7 protein-coding genes and 5 pseudogenes are annotated in these 13,159 nt (G+C 64.8%); 7 read left to right on the top strand and 5 right to left on the bottom strand.

Going from position 1 to position 13,159, the window contains the following annotated elements:
* Together ACWNCF_RS02345 and ACWNCF_RS02340 are read left to right on the top strand one after the other, a co-directional pair.
* Positions 1-564 (top strand): annotated as a pseudogene (locus ACWNCF_RS02345) (hypothetical protein); the annotation flags it as partial.
* Positions 565-683: 119 nt separating this feature from the next.
* On the top strand, positions 684-824 hold the full coding sequence (locus ACWNCF_RS02340; protein ID WP_449405876.1) for an addiction module protein: 141 nt from the start codon (positions 684-686) through the stop codon (positions 822-824).
* A gap of 468 nt (positions 825-1,292) precedes the next feature.
* Here ACWNCF_RS02340 and ACWNCF_RS02335 read toward each other — a convergent pair.
* The 4 genes and pseudogenes from ACWNCF_RS02335 to ACWNCF_RS02320 form a co-directional block, all read right to left on the bottom strand.
* Positions 1,293-3,973, bottom strand: a pseudogene (locus ACWNCF_RS02335) (DNA topoisomerase III).
* A 287-nt stretch (positions 3,974-4,260) separates the two neighbouring features.
* Entirely contained in the window at positions 4,261-4,725 is a 465-nt protein-coding gene (locus ACWNCF_RS02330) for a DUF494 family protein (protein WP_449405875.1), read from the bottom strand.
* A 122-nt stretch (positions 4,726-4,847) separates the two neighbouring features.
* Positions 4,848-6,054, bottom strand: a pseudogene (gene dprA, locus ACWNCF_RS02325) (DNA-processing protein DprA).
* A 7-nt stretch (positions 6,055-6,061) separates the two neighbouring features.
* The gene (locus tag ACWNCF_RS02320) at positions 6,062-7,177 is read right to left on the bottom strand and encodes a LysM peptidoglycan-binding domain-containing protein (RefSeq protein WP_449405874.1); all 1,116 of its coding nucleotides are present in this window, start codon (positions 7,175-7,177) and stop codon (positions 6,062-6,064) included.
* 273 nt (positions 7,178-7,450) lie between these two features.
* Here ACWNCF_RS02320 and def point away from each other — a divergent pair, with 273 nt between their 5' ends.
* Entirely contained in the window at positions 7,451-7,978 is a 528-nt protein-coding gene (gene def / locus ACWNCF_RS02315) for a peptide deformylase (RefSeq protein ID WP_449405873.1), read from the top strand.
* Positions 7,975-8,933, top strand: a pseudogene (fmt, locus tag ACWNCF_RS02310) (methionyl-tRNA formyltransferase). Before def ends, fmt begins: the two are co-directional and overlap by 4 nt.
* Positions 8,934-9,109: 176 nt before the next feature.
* On the opposite strand, the gene ACWNCF_RS02305 reads toward fmt, so the two are convergent.
* Complete coding sequence (locus ACWNCF_RS02305) at positions 9,110-9,361, bottom strand: BrnA antitoxin family protein (RefSeq protein WP_449405872.1); 252 nt, start codon at positions 9,359-9,361, stop codon at positions 9,110-9,112.
* 329 nt (positions 9,362-9,690) lie between these two features.
* On the opposite strand from ACWNCF_RS02305, the pseudogene ACWNCF_RS02300 reads away from it, so the two are divergent.
* The 3 genes and pseudogenes from ACWNCF_RS02300 to ACWNCF_RS02290 all read left to right on the top strand — a co-directional run.
* A pseudogene (locus ACWNCF_RS02300) lies at positions 9,691-10,341 on the top strand (homocysteine S-methyltransferase family protein); the annotation flags it as partial.
* Positions 10,342-10,396: 55 nt separating this feature from the next.
* Positions 10,397-12,157 (top strand): dihydropteroate synthase, encoded by a 1,761-nt coding sequence (locus tag ACWNCF_RS02295; RefSeq protein WP_449405871.1) that lies wholly within the window; start codon positions 10,397-10,399, stop codon positions 12,155-12,157.
* Positions 12,154-13,159: vitamin B12 dependent-methionine synthase activation domain-containing protein (locus ACWNCF_RS02290; protein ID WP_449405870.1), on the top strand; the 1,006-nt coding region annotated here is incomplete at its 3' end. The genes ACWNCF_RS02295 and ACWNCF_RS02290, both read left to right, overlap by 4 nt.

Raw genomic sequence — 13,159 nt, 5'->3', positions numbered from 1 at the left:
TGCATCTACTTCGTTCAGTTACGTATTGCTAAGGTTAAAACGGAGGAGTCACGTTGGATGATCCAGCACCTGGACATGGTGGGCGAGGACGCAATCAACGGCGTGCTGCATGGACTGCTGCTGGAATACGCGTACAAGGGGCCGCCGTATCCGACCGTGGCGACGCTGGTCGAGCGGCTGCGCGGCATCACGCCGCCGGACAAGGCCTACCTGATCGACGACCTGTTCGAATCCATCGTCCTGTACGAAAACCGCACCGACGGCGCGACGGCGCACCGCCGGCCGGACGGCAAGTACGAGGTCGAGATCCACGCCACGGCCGGCAAGGTGCGCGCCGGCGACCGGGGCGAGGAACAGGCCGTGCCGCTGCGCGACTACATCGAATTCGGCGTCGACGACCAGGACGGGAACCCGCTCGCGCGCGAGCGCCGGCTCGTGACGCAGGCCGACCAGCGCGTCGTGCTGGTGGTCGACGCCCGTCCGGCGCGGGCCGGCATCGATCCCGACAACAAGCTGATCGACAGGAAGCCAACGGACAACATGCAGCCAGTCGACATGCACTGAACTTCACGTTATGATCTGGTCACAAAACCCTGCTAGGAGACACCCCATGTCCAACGCCAACGTCGCCGAACTGGCCGCCCAGATCCAGCAACTGGCCCCCCAGGACCGCCATGAGCTCGTTGCGTCTGCTGATGGTGGACAGTGACGACGGCGACCAGGATGCCGACGAGGCCTGGCGCAACGAAATCGTGCGCCGCGTGAAGGCGATCCGCAATGGCGAGGCGGCCATCCGCGCGCTGCAGGAGGATTGGCGCGAATAACGCCGCTGGACGTAAAAAAACCGCGATGCCGGAAGGATCGCGGTTTTTTATTCGTTCGATAACGAGACGAGCGAAATTAACGAGAATCGCCTGAGGCACGTCGCCCCTGCGCAGGCAGGGGTCCAGGCTTTGCCGGCGTCGACGCGGCGCCGAACTTGGGTCCCCGCCTTCGCGGGGACGACGGTGGCTGAATTCGCCGGCCACTGCCTTCTTGACCGCCCGCGGCAGCCCCGAAAGCACGTCGCCCCTGCGCAGGCAGGGGCCCGGTTTTGCCGGCGTCGACGCGGTGCCGAACTTGGGTCCCCGCCTTCGCGGGGACGACGGTGGCTGATTCGCCGGCCACTGCCTTCTTGACCGCCGCGGCAGCCCCCGAAAGCACGTCGCCCCTGCGCAGGCAGGGGTCCAGGCTTTGCCGGCGTCGACGCGGTGCCGAACTTGGGTCCCCGCCTTCGCGGGGACGACGGTGGCTTATTCGCCGGCCACTGCCTTCTTGACCGCCGTCGCGCGCTTGGCCGGTGCTTTTTTGGCGGCAGCCGTCTTGGTGGCCGCTTTCGCCGCAGGCTTCGCGGCGGCCTTCGTCGCCGCGGTCTTGCGCGCGGCCGGCTTCGGCGGCGGCGGCTTCCGCGCCGCTATCGCCTTCCGCGGCCTGTTCCTTGGGCTTCGCGCCCGGCTTGGCCTTGCGCTCCTCGAACTCGAAGCTGATCTTGCCGTCCTTCCCGCGCACGAGGAAGGCCTTGAACGACCGGCGGGTCCGTTGCGAGACGAAGCCCGGCAGCAGGTCGGTCTTGCCTTCGTTCAGCAGCTTGGCCATCTGCTCGGGCAGGATCTCCTGCTGCAGGATGATGCGGCTGCTGCGGAAATCGCAGGTCTTGGGCTTGGCGACCGTGTGTTCGCAGACATAGGCCAGGCCCATCTCGTAGACATTGCCGGCGCACTTGGGGCACGGGCCGAGCGGTGTCTGGCCGGTGAAGTCGACGCCTTCTCCGTCCTCGCCCTCGTCCTGGTCCTGGCCGAAGTCGAATTCCAGCTTGTAGTTGTGGATGTCTTCATCGCGCACGATGCGCAGGATCGCGGCGAACGGCCGGCCCATCTTCGAGCGGAAGCCCTGCAGCGGACCGATGGTGCGCTTCTCCAGCAGTTCCTCGACTTCCTCGATCTCGAACTGGCGTCCGCCCGGCACCTTGCTCATCGAGAAATCGCACTTGGTGCAGGCAAAGCGGCGGTAGTTTTCCTTGACGACGCCGCCGCAATTCGGGCACGGCGTCTTCAAGGTGGCGTACTCGCCCGGGATCGTGTCGTTGTTGTATTCCTTCGCGCGCTTGACGATGATCTCGGTCATCTCGGCGATTTCGCGCATGAACTCTTCGCGCGACATCTGCCCCTTTTCCATCTGCGACAGCTTGTATTCCCATTCGCCCGTCAGTTCCGGCGCCGTCAATTCGTTGACGCCGAGGCCGCGCAGCAGGGTCATCAGCTGGAACGCCTTGGCGGTCGGGATCATCTCCCGGCCTTCGCGCAGCAGGTATTTTTCCGTCAGCAGACCTTCGATGATCGCGGCGCGCGTGGCCGGCGTGCCGAGGCCCTTGCCGGCCATGGCGTCGCGCAATTCGTCGGAATCGACCAGCTTGCCGGCGCCTTCCATCGCGGACAGCAGGGTCGCTTCGTTGTAGCGCGCGGGCGGCTTGGTGACGAGGCCGTTGGCATTGACCTGCTCGGCCTTCACCAGCTCGCCCTTCGCCACCGGCACGAGGCTGGCGCCGTCCTTGTCGTCGCCCGTCGTGTCCTTGCCGTACACGGCCAGCCAGCCCGGGTTCGTCATGACCTTGCCCTCGGTCTTGAACTGGTGCCCTTCGACTTCGGTGAAACGGGTCGTGACGAGGAATTCCGCGGCCGGGAAGAACACGGCCATGAAGCGGGCGCGTGACGAGGTCGTACAGCTTCTGTTCCGGCTCGGACAGGTTCTTCGGCGCGACGCCCGTCGGGATGATCGCGAAGTGGTCCGAGATCTTGCTGTTGTCGAAGATGCGCTTGTTCGGCTTGACCCAGCCCTTGTCCAGGATCTGCTTGGCGAACGGCAGATAGTTCGAGCTGCCCTTCAACACTTCCAGCGTGGACTTGACCGTGCTCAAATAGTCTTCCGGCAGCGCGCGCGAATCGGTACGGGGATAGGTCAGCACCTTGTGCTTTTCGTACAGCGCCTGCGCCAGGCCCAGCGTGTTCTTGGCCGAGAAGCCGAAGCGGCCGTTGGCCTCGCGCTGCAGCGACGTCAGGTCGAACAGCGCGGGCGCCATCGAGGTGGTCGGTTTCGATTCTTCGGTGACCTTGCCCTGCTTGCCCATGCAAGCGGCGACGATGGCGTCGGCCGCCGCCTTCGACCACAGGCGCTCGGCACGCTTCTCGGGGTCGTTCTCGTCTTTCTTGAATGCCGTGTCGAGCCAGCGGCCTTCGTACATGCCGGCGGCGCAGCGGAATTCCGCGCGCACTTCCCAGTAGTCGCGCGCCACGAATTTCTTGATCTTCTCTTCGCGCTCGACGACGATCGACAGGGTCGGCGTCTGCACGCGGCCCACGGTGGTCAGGTAGAAGCCGCCCTCTTTCGAGTTGAAGGCCGTCATCGCACGGGTGCCGTTGATGCCGATCAGCCAGTCGGCCTCGGAGCGGCAGCGCGCGGCATCGGCCAGCGGCAGCATGTCCTGGTCGCTGCGCAGGTGGGCGAAGCCGTCGCGGATGGCGTTCGGCGTCATCGATTGCAGCCACAGGCGCTTGACGGTCTGCTTCGCCTTGGCGTTCTGGGCGATCAGGCGGAAGATCAGTTCACCTTCGCGGCCCGCGTCGCATGCGTTGATCAGGGTATCGACATCCTTGCGCTTGATCAAGCTTCGTTCAGCACTTTGAGGCGCGACTCCGTCTTCGCGATCGGATTCAGCGCGAAATACGGCGGAATCATGGGCAGGTGCGTAAAACTCCACTTGCCGCGCTTGACGTCGTATTCCTCGGGCACCGCGATCTCGAGCAGGTGGCCGACGGCGGACGACAGGACGTAGTCGTCGGATTCGAAAATACTCATCGTGCTTGGTAAAGCCGCCGAGCGCCTTGGCGATATCGTTCGCCACGGAGGGTTTTTCGGCAATGATGAGGGCTTTGGTCATATGGTTTCTCGTACTTGTTCTTGGCTTTGGCTCGCGCATCATACATGAGCCATAGATCAGGGCGGCCCGATAAGCCGGCCGCTCGTTGTCTTATTATTAGCTTATTGGTAACTTTGGCAGATAGCGGCCAATGATAAGCGGGTTGCCGCGCAATCCGCAAGTAGACTCTGCCTGCGTGCGCATTGTGGCAACCCACCTATCCTGCCGAGCAAAATACGCTCGATCTTGCTTTATCACAAGAAAAACGGGGCCGCAGCCCCGTTTTCGTATTCGTGATCGTATCGCTGTCAATGCAGCAGGCGCGGCGCCGCGTCTTCCTCGTCCGAACCGAACAGGTCGTCGAACATCAGCGCGTCCGGTTCCTTGCCCTGGCTCCACAGGAGCATCAGGACGATGATCTTGAGCTTGCCCAGCGTGACGGGCGATTCGTCCAGCGCCAGCGCGCGCTCGATGACGATCTCGCGTTGCGACGCGGTCAACAGGCCGGCCAGTTCGAGGAACTGGATGAAGCCGACGGCAGCGGTGCCGAGCGTATCGACTTCCTGGGCAATATAGAAGCGCGTGCCGCTCGATTCGAGCGCGGGATTGGTCGTCCCGGCCATTTCCCTCAGGCCGTTTAACCAGTCCAGCGCTTCGGAAATTTCGATATCGTCGAAACCGACGGCGGACAGCTTGCGTGCCAGGGCCTCCGGCTCGGGGCAGGCATCGGGACGGTAATACGTCTCGTAAAGATAGACTAGGATGTCGAACATGGTGACGCTACTGTAGCAGCTAAACTCCTCGCGGCACAAGTGCGTCACGTGCGCCACTAACGCCTGGAAACATCAGCGTTGTTTATCGGCCTTATCGGGTTTGCCAGCTGTGTTCCTCCCAATTATCGCTTGATTATCCTCTGAACGACGCCGCCCGGGAGGCGTTCGACACGCCCCGCCAGTTCCAGCACGAGCAGGCGCGCGCTGAGTTCTCCCGGGCGCCAGCCGAGTCTGGGCCAGCAATACGTCCGGGTCGACGGGGTCGTGGCCGAGGGCCGCCAGCAGCACGGCTTCGGCTTGCCCGCCGGCATCAGCTTCAGGACTGTTATCGATCTTGTTATCCGTTAAGGAAATATCTGCGACGGGTAAGCCGGGCGCCAGGCGGGCCGCCTGCAGTGCCAGCAGCGGCGACAGCGCGAGCGCTTCCAGCACGTCGCGCGCCGTGTCGACGAGTTTCGCGCCCTCGCGGATCAGCATGTGGCAACCCTTGGCCAGTGCCGCGTGGATCGAGCCGGGAATCGCGAACACATCGCGCCCCTGCTCGGCCGCCTGGCGCGCCGTGATCAGCGAGCCGGACTGCGCGGCCGCCTCGACGACGAGCACGCCGGCCGCGAGCCCGCTGATGATCCGGTTGCGCTTGGGAAAATTGCCCGGCAGCGGCGGCGTGCCGATGGGGTATTCGCTGACGATGCAGCCTTCATGGGCGATGCGCTCGCACAAGGCGCGGTTGCGGGCCGGGTAAGCGATATCGGGACCGGTGCCGACGACGGCGACGGTCCCGCCGCAGCGGCGCAGCGCGCCCTCGTGCGCGGCGGCATCGATGCCCAGCGCGAGGCCGGACACGATGCACAGCCCGGCTGCGGACAGCGCTTCCGCAAACGCCTGCGCGTTCGCCCTGCCCTGCACGCTGGCATTGCGGCTGCCGACGATCGCGAGGGCCGGTCCGTCCAGTAAATGCGCATGCCCTCTGATATAGAGGAGCAGCGGCGGGTCGGGGATGCGGGCCAGCAGCTCGGGATAGCCGGGTTCGCCCAGCGCGAGAATGTAGTGGCCGGGCGTGGCCAGCCAGTCCAGTGTGGCGTCGATCAGGCGGCGCGTCGCGTCGGCGGGCGGCTGCAGCAGGGCGTGCGCCTGTGCCGGACTCACGTGGGCGGCCAGCGCGGCAAAGTCGGCGTCGAACACGGCGTCAGGGTTGCCGAACGCCGCCAGCAGCGTGGCCGCCGCGCGCGGACCGACGCCGGGGCTGCGCTCCAGACGCAGCCAGGCGGCCAGCCGGTCCGGCGGGAAGGATGAGGGTGCAGGCGCCAGGTGAAGGTCCGTGTCCTGCACGGTGGGGTTACTCCGGTGATTTCGCGACGTCGCCGATCTGCACGGGCGCCGTCACCTGCATGACCAGGCCATACGCGACATGGTCGAAAACCCGGAAAATGAACAGTTCGCCGTATTGCTCGTCCGGGAGCCTCAGTTTGGCCTTGCCGAAGCCGAGGAAGCCTTTGCTTTCCGGGTCCGTCACGGTCTGTCCGAGATGATAGAACTGCAGCACGGCGCCGACATCGAGTCCGTCAAGCGTGCCCCGATTGACAGTCACGACCTGATTCTGCGCCGCGTAATTCGATTCGGATGCCATGGCCATCACGCGCGCCACCACCGGCCGGGCGGGCGCATGCGGCATGTAGTTGCGCAGCGGCGCGGGCGGCGTCGGCAGCAGGCGGTCGCCGACGCCCATTTCCTTCACCGACTTGGTGACGACGAAGGTGTGCACATCCGTGCCCGGTCCCGCCGCCTTCACGAGGCGCGCCGTGCCGACATAGGCCGCCTCGTAGGCGGTGACCTTGTTGGTATCCGGGTCGACCAGTTCCTTGCCCGGACGGAAAACCTGGAAGCTGGTCGCCCCGTCGAGTGCGCCGCGCACATAGATGCGGTCGCCTTCTCCCAGGTAGAGCCGGTCTTCCTGGGCGGCGACGATGCGCGCCGCGCCGGCCAGCGCCTGCTGTTCGACGACGAGCGGCTGCGTCAGGAAAGGTTCGATCGCCCCGGCCGGAATCGCGGGCACGGCATTGTTCTCGCCCAGGTCGTCGGTGCGCAGCTGCGGCGACAGGCGCACGACCGGCGGCTCGCCGGCATCCGTTCCGGCGCCCGGCTTGTTCAACGTGAGACGGCCGTGGGCACGGTCGAAATAGACGACCTGGCCCGGATAGATCCAGTGCGGGTTGCGGATGTCGTCGCGGTTCATGCCCCAGACCTGGGGCCAGCACCACGGATGCTCGAGGAAGGCGCCGGAAATGTCCCACAAGGTATCGCCCTTGACGACGACGTGCTGGTCGGGCGCGTTCGGGCGGAACGAACAGGTCGTGGCGGCCCGGGCCGGAATGACCGCAAGGAAGGCGAACGCGGCCGTGGCAACGGTGCGGATCGCGAGCGATCGGGCAGCGCCTGTGCTAAAATTTTTCATTGGAGAGTCCGTAAAGTGCCGTATCGACACGAGTGCTACGCCACCTCGGCCGGCAACAAAGCAGGAAACAGACGACTCTTCGACCGCGCAGCGGATCATGAAGGGTCGCAAGAGTTGCCTTACTGAATCAAATTCTGCCGAGAAATCCCTGAACTAGCAAGACAAACCGTGCCCGGCAGCGGGGACGGCGTGTTGCGTTTATGCCTGTGCAGCCTTTGAATCGGGCGACGGACCCCGATATACCGATTATTGAACGACTTCGAATACACAGCCATGGCTTTACTGAACATCCTCCGCTACCCCGACCCGCGCCTGCACAAGGTCGCCAAGCCGGTCACCGAATTCGGCGACCGCCTCCACAAGCTGGTGGCGGACATGGCCGACACCATGTACGACGCCCCGGGCGTGGGCCTGGCCGCCACGCAGGTCGACGTGCACGAGCGCATCGTCGTCATTGATGTGACCGAGACCAAGGACAACCTGCTGGTCTTCGTCAACCCGGAAATCGTCTGGTCCAGCCCGGACAAGCAGGTCTACGACGAAGGCTGCCTGTCGGTGCCCGGCATTTATGACGGCGTCGAACGTCCGGCACGCGTCAAGGTACGCGCTGTCGACCAGGATAACAAGCCCTTCGAGCTCGAGGCCGACGGCCTGCTGGCCGTGTGCATCCAGCACGAGCTGGACCACTTGATGGGCAAGGTCTTCGTCGAATACCTGTCGCCGCTCAAGCGCAACCGCATCAAGACGAAGCTGCAGAAGGAAGAGCGCGACATGCAGCGTTCGTCCGCCCGCCGCGCATGAGCGGCCTGAAAGTCGTCTTCGCCGGCACGCCGGAATTTGCCGCCGTGGCGCTGCGCGCCCTGCTCGACGCCGGCTTCGACGTGCCGCTCGTGCTGACCCAGCCGGACCGCCCGGCCGGCCGCGGGCATGCAGCTGCAGGCGTCCGCGGTAAAACAGGTCGCCGTCGCGCACGGCATCGAGGTATTGCAACCGCTGTCGCTGCGCATGGACGCGAAGGACCCGCAGCGCGCCAGCGAAGCGCTGGCCGCGCACGCGCGCCTGCTGGCGACGACGTACGATGTGATGGTCGTGGCCGCCTACGGCCTGATCCTGCCCCGTTCCACGCTCGATATCAAACCGTGCATCAATATCCACGGCTCCATCCTGCCGCGCTGGCGCGGCGCCGCGCCGATCCACCGCGCGATCGAATCGGGCGATGCGGGAAACGGGCGTCACCATCATGGAAATGGAAGAAGGCCTGGACACGGGCCCGATGCTGCTCATCGAGCGCATCGCCATCGACGACACGGACACGACGGGCAGCCTGCACGACAAACTGGCGGCCCTCGGCGGCCGCATGATCGTCGATGCGCTGCAGAAAATGGCGCAGGGTCAGTTGGAAGCCGTGCCCCAGCCGGAGGAAGGCGTGACGTATGCCGCCAAGATCGGCAAGGAAGAAGCGAAGCTCGACTGGACGCTGGCGGCCGTCGACCTCGCACGCAAGGTGCGCGCCTTCAATCCGTTTCCCGGGGCACATGGCCAGGCGGGATCGACGACGATCAAGATCTGGAACGCGCAACCCGTCGATGGCCAGGGCCGGCCGGGCCAGGTGCTCCAGGCCGATGCCCAGGGCATCGTGGTCGCCTGCGGCACGGGCGCGCTCCGTTTGACGGAACTGCAAAAGCCGGGCGGCAAGCGCCTTGCGGCGACCGAATTCCTGAAGGGCTCTTCGTTCGACGGCCTCGCGTTCGCCTGACACGACGCGGCAATAAAGAAGGGCATCAGCCGGTTCGCGCCGGGTGATGCCCTTCTGTTTTCATCTGGTTTGGTGGGCTCGGAGAGCCCACCCTACGGCGGGACAATGTCCCTGACAGCATCCCGTTCCGGGCATCAGGCCTGAACACAGGCCCGCGGGGCGCTGTGCCCCGACCATCAATAAGTGAAAGGAATCAGTGCCTGCTCGCCCTGAGCACGCACGCGATTCGCTTCCATGTATTCACGCAGGACCTGGTTGATGCGGGTCTGGTAGCCAGGACCGGCCGACTTGAACCATTCCAGCATGTCCACATCCAGACGAATCGTGACGATTTGTTTGACGCCGGCGACAGTGTGCGCCTTGGCCGGAACGCTTTCTTCGGTGCGCGCTGCCGGCTGATCCCACTCGGATACGTATTCTTTGTTCATTGCAATTCTTCCCATTTTGGAGGCGGAACAACAGTCCGCACATTCCGTTGATTGGACGCGTACTTGATCGTGAAAACCGCGACTGCGGCGGTTCCATGAAGTTAATTGTCGTCCCTGTATGTATCCAGGAAATTGCTAATATGCGGCAATTTGTATCTCAATGTAACAATGCAGCATTTGATACAGTGCGTTACAAGCGTCTTTACAACGCCGTCTTTTTTTGAGCGAACCGTGGCCTGCCGGCCGCACCGGGAACAAACTCGGCCAGTAACGGTATAATCACAGACCCGCCTCATACTTATCTCCAGCAGACCTCAGGAAAGCCAACGATGATCACCGCCGTCCACGCCCCCTCACCCGTCGAAGCCAAGTTGCGCGAGATCCTCGCGCGCCGCATCATGATCCTGGACGGCGCGATGGGCACGATCATCCAGCAATACAAGCTGGACGAGCAGGCCTACCGCGGCGGTCCGGACGGCCGCTTCGCCGGCTTCACGGCACCCGCCGCCAGTGGCGCGCGCGAGCTGTTCGTCAAGGGCAACAACGAATTGCTGAACCTGACGCAGCCGCAGATCATCCAGGAAATCCACGAGCGCTACCTCGCTGCCGGCGCCGACATCATCGAGACGAACACGTTCGGCGCGACCGGCGTCGCCCAGGACGACTACCACATGGCGCACCTCGTGCGCGAGATGAACGTGCAAGCCGCGAAGCTGGCCCGTGCCGCCTGCGTCAAGTATTCGACGCCGGACAAGCCCCGCTATGCCGCCGGCGCCCTCGGCCCGACGCCGAAGACGGCATCCATTTCGCCGGACGTGAACGACCCGGCCGCGCGCAACGTCACGTTCGACCAGCTCGTCGCCGCGTACTACGAACAGGTCGACGCGCTCGTCGAGGGCGGCGTCGACCTGCTGCTCGTCGAGACCATCTTCGACACGCTGAACTGCAAGGCCGCGCTGTTCGCCATCGACCAGTATTTCACCGAGCACCCGGCCACCCCGCGCCTGCCGCTGATGATCTCCGGCACCGTCACCGATGCGCTCGGGCCGCATCCTGTCCGGCCAGACCGTGTCCGCGTTCTGGAACTCCGTGCGTCACGCGAAGCCGCTGACGATCGGCCTGAACTGCGCGCTGGGCGCCGCCCTCATGCGGCCGTACGCGGAAGAGCTGTCGCAGATCGCCGACACGTTCGTCTGCATCTACCCGAACGCCGGCCTGCCCAACCCGATGAGCGACACCGGCTTCGACGAACTGCCGGAAGACACGTCCGCCCTGCTGCGCGAATTCGCCGACGCCGGCTTCGTCAACATCGCCGGCGGCTGCTGCGGCACGACGCCGGAGCGCATCCAGGCCATCGGCGCCCTGCTGGCCGATTGCCCGCCGCGGACCGTGCCCGAGATCCCCGTCGCGCTGCGCCTGTCGGGCCTGGAGCCGTTCGTCGTCGACGACACCTCGCTGTTCGTCAACGTCGGCGAGCGCACCAACGTCACGGGTTCGAAGGCGTTCGCGCGCATGATCCTGAACGAGCAGTTCGACGAAGCGCTGTCCGTCGCGCGCCAGCAGGTCGAGAACGGCGCCCAGGTCATCGACATCAACATGGACGAGGCGATGCTCGATTCGCAGGCCGCGATGACGCGCTTCCTGAACCTGATCGCATCGGAACCGGACATCTCGCGCGTGCCGATCATGATCGACTCCTCCAAGTGGAGCGTGATCGAGGCCGGCCTGAAATGCGTGCAGGGCAAGGCCATCGTCAACTCGATCTCGATGAAGGAAGGCGAGGAAGAATTCCTGCGCCAGGCCGCCCTGTGCCGCCGCTACGGCGCCGCGGTGATCGTGATGGCCTTCGACGAGAAAGGCCAGGCCGACACGTTCGAGCGCAAGCTCGAGATCTGCAAGCGCGCCTACGATCACCCTCGTGCAGAAGGTCGGCGTCCCGCCGGAAGACATCATCTTCGACCCGAGCATCTTCGCCCGATCGCCACCGGCATCGAAGAGCACAACAACTACGCCGTCGACTTCATCAACAGGTGCTGGATCCGCGAGCACCTGCCGATGCGAAGGTGCTCGGGCGGCGTGTCGAACGTGTCGTTCTCGTTCCGCGGCAACGACCCCGCGCGCGAAGCGATCCACACCGTGTTCCTGTACCACGCCATCAAGGCCGGCATGACGATGGGTATCGTCAACGCGGGCATGGTGGGCGTGTACGACGATCTCTCCCCTGAACTGCGCGAGCGCGTGGAAGACGTCGTGCTGAACCGCCGCGACGACGCCACCGAGCGCATGATCGAATTCGCCGGCACCCTGAAGGCCGGCGGCGCGAAACAGGAACAGAATCTCGAGTGGCGCGACGCGCCCGTCGGCAAGCGCCTCGCGCATGCGCTCGTGCACGGCATCACGCAGCTGATCGTCGAGGACACCGAGGAAGCGCGCCAGCAGATCGCGAACGATGGCGGCCGCCCGATCCAGGTGATCGAAGGCCCGCTGATGGACGGCATGAACGTCGTCGGCGACCTGTTCGGCCAAGGCAAGATGTTCCTGCCGCAGGTGGTGAAATCGGCGCGCGTGATGAAGCAGGCCGTCGCCCACCTGATCCCGTTCATCGAGGAAGAAAAGGCGGCCGAGGAAGCGCGCACGGGCATCGTCGCGAAACCGAAGGGCAAGATGGTCATCGCCACCGTGAAAGGCGACGTGCACGACATCGGCAAGAACATCGTGTCCGTGGTCCTGCAGTGTAACAACTTCGAGATCGTCAACATGGGCGTGATAGGGCGCCCGCGTCCGAGATCCTGGTGAAGGCCAAGGAAGAAAACGCGGACATCATCGGCCTCTCCGGCCTGATCACGCCGTCGCTCGAAGAGATGGCCGACGTCGCGCGCGAGATGCAGCGCGACCCGCTGTTCCGCGAGCGCCGCATTCCCCTCCTGATCGGCGGCGCGACGACGAGCCGCGCGCACACGGCCGTCAAGATCGCGCCGCATTACGAAGGCCCGGTCGTGTACGTGCCGGACGCGTCGCGCTCCGTCTCGGTGGGCCAGTCGCTCGTGACGGCGGAGACCCGCGACGGCTACGTCGCCGAGATCGCCGAAGACTACGTGCGCATCCGCGAACAGCACGCCAATAAAAAGGCGCTGCCGATGGTGAGCCTGGAACAGGCGCGCGCGAACAAGGCGCAGCTGGCGTTTTCGCCGCTGAAGCCGAAGTTCGTCGGCCGCCGCGTCTTCAAGAACGTCGACCTGGGCACGCTCGCCCGCTACATCGACTGGGGCCCGTTCTTCCAGACCTGGGACCTGGCCGGCCCGTATCCCGCGATCCTGACCGACGAGGTGGTGGGCGAAGCGGCGGCCAAGGTGTTCGAGGAAGGCCAGGCGCTGCTCAAGAAGATCATCGACGGCCGCTGGCTGACGGCGAACGGCGCCGTTGCCCTGCTGCCCGCGAACAGCGTCAACGACGACGACATCGAGATCTACACGGACCACACCGAGGCGAAGTCGCGTTCACGTGGTACGGCCTGCGCCAGCAGGGCGTCAGAGCCGGTGGTGGATGGCGTGCAGCGCCCGAACCAGTGCCTGTCCGACTTCATCGCGCCGAAATCGTCCGGCATCGCCGACTACATCGGCATGTTCGCCGTCACGGCGGGCATCGGCGCCGAGAAGATCGAGAAGCGCTTCGAGGCGCAGGGCGACGACTACTCGTCGATCATGGTGAAGGCCCTGGCCGACCGAGGTGCTGGTACGTCCAACGAACTCCTCCGTTTTAACCTTAGCAATACGTACTGGTCGAAGCAGCAGCACAACA

Source organism: Massilia phosphatilytica, assembly GCF_977014125.1.
The sequence above is the reverse complement of the archived record's forward strand: the minus strand, read 5'-3'. Positions and strand labels throughout refer to the sequence as shown.